Annotated in this window: 7 protein-coding genes, 2 tRNA genes and 2 rRNA genes; 9 read left to right on the top strand and 2 right to left on the bottom strand. The window is 58.3% G+C overall.

Annotated features, from left to right (window positions below):
* The 4 genes from ACJ8MK_RS17880 to ACJ8MK_RS17865 form a co-directional block, all read left to right on the top strand.
* A 23S ribosomal RNA gene (locus tag ACJ8MK_RS17880) occupies positions 1 to 100 on the top strand; the annotation flags it as partial.
* A 104-nt stretch (positions 101 to 204) separates the two neighbouring features.
* Positions 205 to 320, top strand: a 5S ribosomal RNA gene (gene rrf / locus ACJ8MK_RS17875).
* Positions 321 to 414: 94 nt separating this feature from the next.
* A tRNA-Asp gene (locus tag ACJ8MK_RS17870) sits at positions 415 to 491 on the top strand.
* A 51-nt stretch (positions 492 to 542) separates the two neighbouring features.
* Positions 543 to 618 (top strand) — tRNA-Trp (locus ACJ8MK_RS17865).
* Between the two features lie 260 nt (positions 619 to 878).
* Here the strand turns inward: ACJ8MK_RS17865 and hdfR are convergent.
* Positions 879 to 1,706, bottom strand: a complete 828-nt coding sequence (hdfR, locus tag ACJ8MK_RS17860) for an HTH-type transcriptional regulator HdfR (protein ID WP_033636417.1) — start codon at positions 1,704 to 1,706, stop codon at positions 879 to 881.
* Positions 1,707 to 1,825: 119 nt separating this feature from the next.
* Between hdfR and ACJ8MK_RS17855 the strand changes: the two genes are divergently transcribed.
* Positions 1,826 to 2,164 carry a DUF413 domain-containing protein gene (locus ACJ8MK_RS17855; protein WP_004929946.1) on the top strand — a complete coding sequence of 113 codons (339 nt, stop codon included), beginning with the start codon at positions 1,826 to 1,828 and terminating at the stop codon, positions 2,162 to 2,164.
* A gap of 27 nt (positions 2,165 to 2,191) precedes the next feature.
* Here the strand turns inward: ACJ8MK_RS17855 and ACJ8MK_RS17850 are convergent, their stop codons facing one another.
* Positions 2,192 to 3,715, bottom strand: a complete 1,524-nt coding sequence (locus ACJ8MK_RS17850; RefSeq protein WP_442517946.1) for a YifB family Mg chelatase-like AAA ATPase — start codon at positions 3,713 to 3,715, stop codon at positions 2,192 to 2,194.
* A 341-nt stretch (positions 3,716 to 4,056) separates the two neighbouring features.
* Between ACJ8MK_RS17850 and ACJ8MK_RS17845 the strand changes: the two genes are divergently transcribed.
* The 4 genes from ACJ8MK_RS17845 to ilvM all read left to right on the top strand — a co-directional run bounded on the left by ACJ8MK_RS17845 (position 4,057) and on the right by ilvM (position 7,564).
* Positions 4,057 to 5,289 carry an MFS transporter gene (locus ACJ8MK_RS17845; RefSeq protein WP_049234772.1) on the top strand — a complete coding sequence of 411 codons (1,233 nt, stop codon included), beginning with the start codon at positions 4,057 to 4,059 and terminating at the stop codon, positions 5,287 to 5,289.
* A 133-nt stretch (positions 5,290 to 5,422) separates the two neighbouring features.
* Positions 5,423 to 5,521 (top strand): ilv operon leader peptide, encoded by a 99-nt coding sequence (ilvL, locus tag ACJ8MK_RS17840; protein WP_013814970.1) that lies wholly within the window; start codon positions 5,423 to 5,425, stop codon positions 5,519 to 5,521.
* Positions 5,522 to 5,663: 142 nt separating this feature from the next.
* The gene (gene ilvG, locus ACJ8MK_RS17835) at positions 5,664 to 7,310 is read left to right on the top strand and encodes an acetolactate synthase 2 catalytic subunit (protein ID WP_039569749.1); all 1,647 of its coding nucleotides are present in this window, start codon (positions 5,664 to 5,666) and stop codon (positions 7,308 to 7,310) included.
* Positions 7,307 to 7,564: an acetolactate synthase 2 small subunit gene (ilvM, locus tag ACJ8MK_RS17830; protein WP_004929955.1), complete on the top strand. Its 258-nt coding sequence runs from the start codon at positions 7,307 to 7,309 to the stop codon at positions 7,562 to 7,564. Before ilvG ends, ilvM begins: the two co-directional genes overlap by 4 nt.
* Positions 7,565 to 7,582: the final 18 nt, after the last annotated feature.

Genomic DNA, 7,582 nt, shown 5'->3' with positions numbered 1-7,582 from the left:
CCTGAAGGAACGTTTAAGACTAAGACGTTGATAGGCTGGGTGTGTAAGTGCAGCGATGCATTGAGCTAACCAGTACTAATGATCCGTGAGGCTTAACCTTACAACACCGAAGGTGTTTTAGAGACGAAGATATTTTCAGCGAAGTTCCGAGATTGGTTCTGATGGCGACACGAGAGTGAAGCGGTTGGAATGAAACAGAATTTGCCTGGCGGCAATAGCGCGGTGGTCCCACCTGACCCCATGCCGAACTCAGAAGTGAAACGCCGTAGCGCCGATGGTAGTGTGGGGTCTCCCCATGCGAGAGTAGGACACTGCCAGGCATCAAATAAACGTTATCAGCGTGACGACTGGTAATGCGCAAATCGCAGCGCGCGAATTTGCCGGCATCGAGAGATGCAACGTAAAAGAATCGGTGGAGCGGTAGTTCAGTTGGTTAGAATACCTGCCTGTCACGCAGGGGGTCGCGGGTTCGAGCCCCGTCCGTTCCGCCACTTATTTAATTATGCCTGCTTTATTAGCAGGCATAATGTTAAGCGAGATTTAGGGGCGTAGCTCAGTTGGTAGAGCACCGGTCTCCAAAACCGGGTGTCGCGAGTTCGAGTCTCTCCGCCCCTGCCATATTAAGAACCCTTTGCGAAAGCAAAGGGTTTTTTTTGCCTATCATTTTTCTTCCTTACCGCTTTGGAATAGAGCGCTTTTGACGCTATATGCCGATGTTTGCCCGATCCTGGTTGCTTCATGTTCCTCCGAACTCTATCCTGCCGGCCTCCTGATTCTTATCTCGTTTTGCATTATCTTCTCTCAGAAGGCGATGAGCGCGTTTTGGCGTGATAGACAGGCATGACCACGATGACGGCGTTTAAGGCCGCCATAACGCTTTAGGCTGCGGTATTTAAAGGTATTTTAAGTAATTGCCGAATCAAAGGCTGTTGATCGCTGTTTTGCAACCAGACGGCATACAGTGGGCGGATAATCGGCGGGATCTCGGTGGCGGCCACCAACTGTGGATACTCTTTTTCCCACTGGCTGGGCAGGAAAGCACATCCACCCGTGGTTTCCAACAGCTGACGCGTCAGGTGAGCGGAGGTGGTAGTAAGCACCGGCACGTTATCACCTTCCAGCATGCGGCTTTCCTGTTGGTGGAAGTCGGCTCCCCATTCCAGCTTGATGTAGGGCATGGGGGCCTGTTTGTCACGATGCGCGGATGAGAACAGGCGTAATGAGAAATTGCTCAGTTGCTGGCTGGCCAATTCATCCATCTTAGGCGGTTCAGTGGTGATCAGTAAATCGAGCTGCCTTTCATGCAGTTGTTTTACCAAAGAGTGCCTTAATGCCACCCTGGCTTCTAGCTGCAGCGCTTCGCGTTGTTGATAGAGCGCCTGTAGCCAAGGGGTCAGATAGGCTTCCCACAGCGAAGCGGTAGCGCCGATCGACAACTCGGTGTGTTGCAGCGAACGCACGACCTCCTTTTTCGCCAGCTGCCAGGTGTTCATCAGGCTCTCGGCATAGGGCAGAAGCCGCTCGCCGGCAGGCGTCAGGCGGATATTATTGCGATGACGGGTAAATAAATTGGCGCCCAGCTGGTTTTCTAACTGACGGATGCGGAAACTGACCGCGGACTGCGTTAAGTACAAAGATTCTGCGGCTCTGCCAAAGTGACGCGTTCTACTGACCTCCAAAAAGGTTTTCAGTAATTCGGTATCCACACCTATCTCCAAAAAAATTTGTCGTTAAGATTTAAATGTTTTGTTTTACACGCTGTCAAGCCTATCTAATACTCCGCGCCATAAACAGCACGGCCATAAGAGAATTAGGAGCGTGTCAGATGGCGGATAGCTTCACCACGACCAATCGTTTTTTTGATAATAAACATTACCCTCGCGGGTTCTCCCGTCACGGCGATTTCACCATTAAAGAGGCGCAATTGCTAGAGCGCTTCGGCTACGCGTTTAACGAGCTGGACTCGGGCAAACGCCAGCCGGCCACTGAAGAAGAACAACTGTTCGTCGCAGTGTGCCGCGGTGAGCGCGAAGCGGCTACCGAGCAGGAAAAAGTATGGGCTAAATATCTGGCGCGCACACGTCGCCCGAAGAAATTCCATACTCTGTCCGGCGGTAAACCGCAGGCTGACGCAGTAGAAGATTACAGCGACAGCGAAGACTAAAGACGATGGGGCCTGCGGGCCCCATTTTCATTCCAGACTACGATGCAGTTGTAACAGCAGGCGGTCCATGCTGCGATAGCCCAGCGCTTCGCTGAGGTGGCGCCTGTCAAGCTCAGCATCTCCCGCCAAATCCGCCAGCGTGCGCGCCACTTTCAAGATGCGCTGCCAGGCGCGAACCGATAACCCCAGCGCGTTTAATGTCGCTTCCAAAAACTCGGCGTCTGCCGACTGCAGAACGCAATCCCGTTCCACTTCGCGGTTGCTCAGCAGCGCGTTGACTTTACCGGCGCGTTCAAGTTGCCGGGCGCGTGCCAGCAGCACTCTTTTCCGCACTTGTTCGCTGCTTTCTCCGTGTGTTTTCCGATGACTGAGTGTTCCCGGCGGCAACAGCGGCACTTCGATAGACAGATCGAAACGATCGAGAAAAGGCCCTGACAGCCGGGCCAGATAGCGCAACACCTGCTGCGGTGAGGCGCGATTGTGCAACCCCTGATAGTGCCCCGTCGGGCTGGGGTTCATTGCCGCGATCAGCTGCACTCTGGCGGGGAAACAGACCTTGGCGTTGGCGCGTGAAATCACGATCTCGCCGGATTCCAACGGCTCACGCAGCGCATCCAGTACCTTACGCTCGAATTCCGGCAGTTCATCCAGAAACAGCACGCCGTTATGCGCCATCGAGATCTCGCCCGGTCGCGGCAGTGAGCCGCCGCCGACCAATGCCGCCATCGAGGCGCTGTGGTGCGGTGCGCGAAACGGCCTCTGGCGCCATGGTAGGGCAGTGGGAATGTGATGCTGCAAGCTGGCGACCGCTAGACTTTCCAGCGCCTCAGGCTCCGTGAGCGGTGGCAGTAGGCCCGTGAGGCGGCTGGCCAGCATGGTTTTACCGGTGCCCGGCGGCCCAATCAGCAATAGGTTATGCCCGCCGGCGGCGGCGATCTCCAGTGCCCGCTTGGCCTGCTCCTGGCCGATGATATCGCGCAGATCGGCGCTGTCGCAGGCGGTGTCTGCAGCGGGAGGCGTGGCCGCCACCGGCAGTTCGCCCTGGCCGAGCAGAAAGGCGCAGACTTCCAGCAGGTGCCGGGCGGTATGGGAGTGCGACTGCTCGATCAGGCCGACTTCGGCGGCGTTGTCCGTTGAGAGAATCAGTTGCCGCCCGGCATCAGCCGCCGCCAGCGCCGCCGGGATCGCGCCCCTGACCGCGCGCAGTGAGCCGGACAGCGCGAGCTCGCCAAGAAACTCGTAGCGCGCCAACGGTGCGAGGGGCAATTGCTCGGAGGCGGCGAGGATCGCCAGCGCTATCGGCAGATCGTAACGCCCGCCTTCTTTCGGCAGATCGGCGGGCGCCAAATTGACGGTGATGCGCCGGGCGGGAAAGGTGAAACCGTTATTGATCAGGGCGCTGCGCACCCGATCGCGCGCCTCTTTTACCGTGGTTTCCGGCAGGCCGACCAGCGTCAGGCCGGGCAGGCCATTGCTGATATGCACCTCCACCGTCACGGAAGGGGCCTGAACGCCGATGATGGCGCGGCTATAGATTACCGCCAGTGACATATCGCTCTCCTTGCTGAGGGCGACATGATGCGTGATTCATCTGGGCATTGCGCGGCGTTATTGGTGGTTTTTCGATGCATTTAGCAGAGTAATCGCTGATTTTCATCGAAATAAATGAGGTTGTGCGAGCCGCCTCGCAACCTGCGGCAATACCCATTAACAATTCGCTGAAGGCTGCAACATATTAGCGGCCCATACGCATTGCAACCATAGGGTTAACGGGTGTATTTAACAATTGATTAAAAGAAAAATCACTTATTTAACAAACCCCGACCGCCGCCGCATTCTGCCCGGCAGCCGCTAAACCTCCTGACTTCGTACTCTACGGTAGGGATAACACTATGTTTGGTTGGACCCCGCTGCAACGCAACGCGGCAATCGCCAGCTTTTCAAGCTGGACGCTCGACGCTTTCGATTTTTTCGTGCTGGTATTCTTACTCAGTGACATCGCGCAATCTTTTCACGTCGGTCTGGAACAGGTGACGTTGGCGATTCTGCTCACGCTGGCGGTGCGCCCGATTGGCGCGCTGATCTTCGGGCGGGCGGCGGAAAAATATGGCCGCAAGCCGATCCTGATGCTGAATATCGTCTTCTTCTCGGTGTTTGAGCTGCTCTCCGCCGCCGCGCCCTCGCTGACGGTCTTCTTGCTGTTGCGGGTGTTGTACGGCGTTGCGATGGGCGGCATCTGGGGCGTGGCGTCGTCGTTGGCGATGGAAACCATACCGGACCGCTCGCGCGGCCTGATGTCGGGTATTTTCCAGGCCGGCTATCCGTTCGGTTATCTGCTGGCGGCGGTGGTGTACGGCCTGCTGTTCGAAACGGTCGGCTGGCGCGGCATGTTTGTCATCGGCGCGGCGCCGATCCTGCTGCTGCCGTTTATTTATTATTGCGTGCAGGAGTCGCCGGTGTGGCTGGCGGCGCGTGAACGCAAGGAAAGCTCTGCCTTGCTGCCGGTGTTGAAGAGCCACTGGAAGCTGTGCTGCTATCTGGTGCTGCTGATGGCGGCGTTCAATTTCTTCTCCCACGGCACGCAGGATCTGTATCCGGTGTTTCTGAAAGTTCAGCACGGTTTCGATCCAAAAACCGTCAGTATCATCGCCATTAGCTACAATATCGCGTCAATTATCGGCGGCGTTTTCTTCGGTTCGTTGTCGGAAAAGATCGGCCGCAAAAAAGCGATCATCATCGCCGCGTTGCTGGCGCTGCCGGTGATCCCGCTGTGGGCATTTTCCAGCGGTTCGCTGATGTTGGGGATCGGCGCTTTCCTGATGCAGTTCATGGTGCAGGGCGCCTGGGGCGTGGTGCCGACCTACCTGACTGAGCTGGTGCCGGCCAACACCCGCGCGGTGCTGCCGGGGTTCGTGTACCAGTTGGGTAACCTGATCGCTTCGGTCAACGCCACGCTGCAAGCCACCATCGCCGAGCATCATGGGCATAATTACGGCCTGGCGATGGCGATCGTCGCCGGTACGGTGGCGGTGGCGATCGCCCTGTTGGTGTTCTTCGGTAAGGATACGCGCGGCAAGGCGATCACAGACGCGGTGAAAAATCCGGGCGTGCGCGCCAACGTGTGAAATCCGGGCGATTCGCGTGAGGTATGACCAGATTGCGCCGAATAATAACGCAAAAAAAGTGTTGTCATGCCGCGCGCGACTATGGTACCTCTGTAAGCATTAGTTCTGAATGAGCACAGTGAACAAACCCATTATGAAAGCCTTTGCCCAAGTGATTAGCCTAGTCGTGATTAGCGTGGTGGTGATTATTATCCCACCGTGCGGGGCTGCACTTGGACGAAGAAAGGCTTAGCAAACAAGCCGGAATCGCAAGAGAACCCCCGCACCGTCAGGTCCGGGGGTTTTTTATTGGCAAGAGAAAAGTGGAGCAAGGGGCAGAGAATGAAAAACAGAACAAAATCCTGCGGTTGTCGAAGTAAGGCGGGGAAATAACTATGAATGGCGCTCAGTGGGTAGTTCAAGCGTTGCGTGCGCAGGGTGTGGATACCGTATTCGGCTATCCGGGTGGGGCAATCATGCCGGTGTACGATGCGCTGTACGACGGCGGAGTGGAACACCTGCTGTGCCGCCATGAACAGGGCGCCGCGATGGCCGCCATCGGCTACGCCCGCGCCACCGGCAAAGTCGGCGTTTGCATCGCCACTTCCGGCCCCGGCGCCACCAACCTGATCACCGGCCTGGCTGATGCGCTGCTCGATTCCGTTCCCGTTGTCGCCATCACCGGTCAGGTGGGTTCCGCGCTGATCGGCACCGATGCCTTTCAGGAGATCGATGTTCTCGGCCTGTCTCTGGCCTGCACCAAGCACAGCTTCCTGGTGGAATCGCTGGACGCGCTGCCGGGCATTATGGCGGAAGCCTTCGCCATCGCCGCCGGTGGCCGCCCTGGCCCGGTGCTGATCGATATCCCGAAAGACATCCAGCTGGCGCAGGGCGACTTGCACCCGCATCTGATACCGGTCGATGAAGCGCCGGCATTCCCGGCGGCGGCGTTGGCGGAGGCGGCCGAGCTGCTGGCTCAGGCGCACAAACCGATGCTGTACGTCGGCGGCGGCGTGGGCATGGCGCAGGCGGTGCCGGCGCTGCGCGAGTTCATCGCCGTGACCCGCATGCCGAACGTCGCCACCCTGAAGGGGTTGGGCGCGCCGGATGCGCAAGATCCGCTGTACCTCGGCATGTTGGGCATGCACGGCACCAAGGCCGCCAACCTGGCGGTGCAGGAGTGCGATCTGCTGATTGCCGTCGGCGCGCGTTTCGATGACCGCGTGACCGGCAAACTGAACGCCTTCGCACCGCACGCCAAAGTGATCCACATGGATATCGACCCGGCGGAAATGAGCAAGCTGCGCCAGGCGCATGTGGCCCTGCAAGGCGATCTGAAAGCGTTGCTGCCGGCGTTGCAGCGCCCGCTGAACATCGCCCCCTGGCAGCAGCAGGTGACGGCGCTGAAAGCCGACCACGCCTGCCGCTACGATCACCCCGGCCAGCCGATCTACGCGCCGCTGTTCTTGCGCCAGCTGTCCGCCCGCAAGCCGGCCAACAGCGTAGTGACCACCGACGTGGGCCAGCACCAGATGTGGAGCGCGCAGCACATGACGTTCGAACGCCCGGAGAATTTCATCACCTCCAGCGGCCTCGGCACCATGGGGTTCGGCGTGCCGGCTGCGGTGGGCGCCCAGATCGCGCGCCCGCAAGATACGGTGATCTGCGTCTCGGGCGATGGCTCCTTCATGATGAACGTGCAGGAACTGGGCACCATCAAGCGCAAACAGCTGCCGCTGAAGATCGTACTGCTGGACAACCAGCGCCTCGGAATGGTGCGTCAATGGCAGCAGTTGTTCTTCGACGGCCGCTACAGTGAAACCAACCTGTCCGATAACCCCGACTTCCTGATGCTGGCCGCCGCCTTCGGCATTCCCGGCCAGCGCATCAGCCGCAAGGATCAGGTGGAGGGCGCGCTCGAGGCGTTGTTCAACACCGAAGGCCCTTATCTGCTGCAGGTCTCTATCGACGAACTCGAAAACGTCTGGCCGCTGGTGCCGCCGGGCGCCGGCAACGAAACCATGTTGGAGGAAATATCATGATGCAGCATCAACTCTCGATCCAGGCGCGTTTTCGCCCCGAAATGTTAGAGCGCGTATTGCGGGTCGTGCGTCATCGCGGCTTTCAGGTTTGTGCTATGAATATGGTTTCCCCGGCCAACGCCGACAGCATCAATATCGAATTGACCGTTGCCAGCCCGCGTCCGGTTGCCCTGTTGTCATCTCAATTAAGTAAACTGATGGACGTCTCCTGCGTCGAGATCCAGCAGCCAACATCACAACAAATACGCGCCTGAGGCGCCGAGAAGGATAAA

Source organism: Serratia sp. CY38905, from assembly GCF_052168875.1.
GTDB lineage: Bacteria > Pseudomonadota > Gammaproteobacteria > Enterobacterales > Enterobacteriaceae > Serratia > Serratia sarumanii.
The sequence above is the reverse complement of the archived record's forward strand: the minus strand, read 5'-3'. Positions and strand labels throughout refer to the sequence as shown.

What these genes read in the sequence shown, in the direction of transcription:
- ilvM (WP_004929955.1), top strand. Translation starts at nt 7,307, where the DNA reads ATGATGCAGCATCAACTCTCGATCCAGGCGCGTTTTCGCCCCGAAATG.
- ACJ8MK_RS17850 (WP_442517946.1), bottom strand. Translation starts at nt 3,715, where the DNA reads ATGTCACTGGCGGTAATCTATAGCCGCGCCATCATCGGCGTTCAGGCC.
- ACJ8MK_RS17855 (WP_004929946.1), top strand. Translation starts at nt 1,826, where the DNA reads ATGGCGGATAGCTTCACCACGACCAATCGTTTTTTTGATAATAAACAT.
- ilvL (WP_013814970.1), top strand. Translation starts at nt 5,423, where the DNA reads ATGAAAGCCTTTGCCCAAGTGATTAGCCTAGTCGTGATTAGCGTGGTG.
- ilvG (WP_039569749.1), top strand. Translation starts at nt 5,664, where the DNA reads ATGAATGGCGCTCAGTGGGTAGTTCAAGCGTTGCGTGCGCAGGGTGTG.
- ACJ8MK_RS17845 (WP_049234772.1), top strand. Translation starts at nt 4,057, where the DNA reads ATGTTTGGTTGGACCCCGCTGCAACGCAACGCGGCAATCGCCAGCTTT.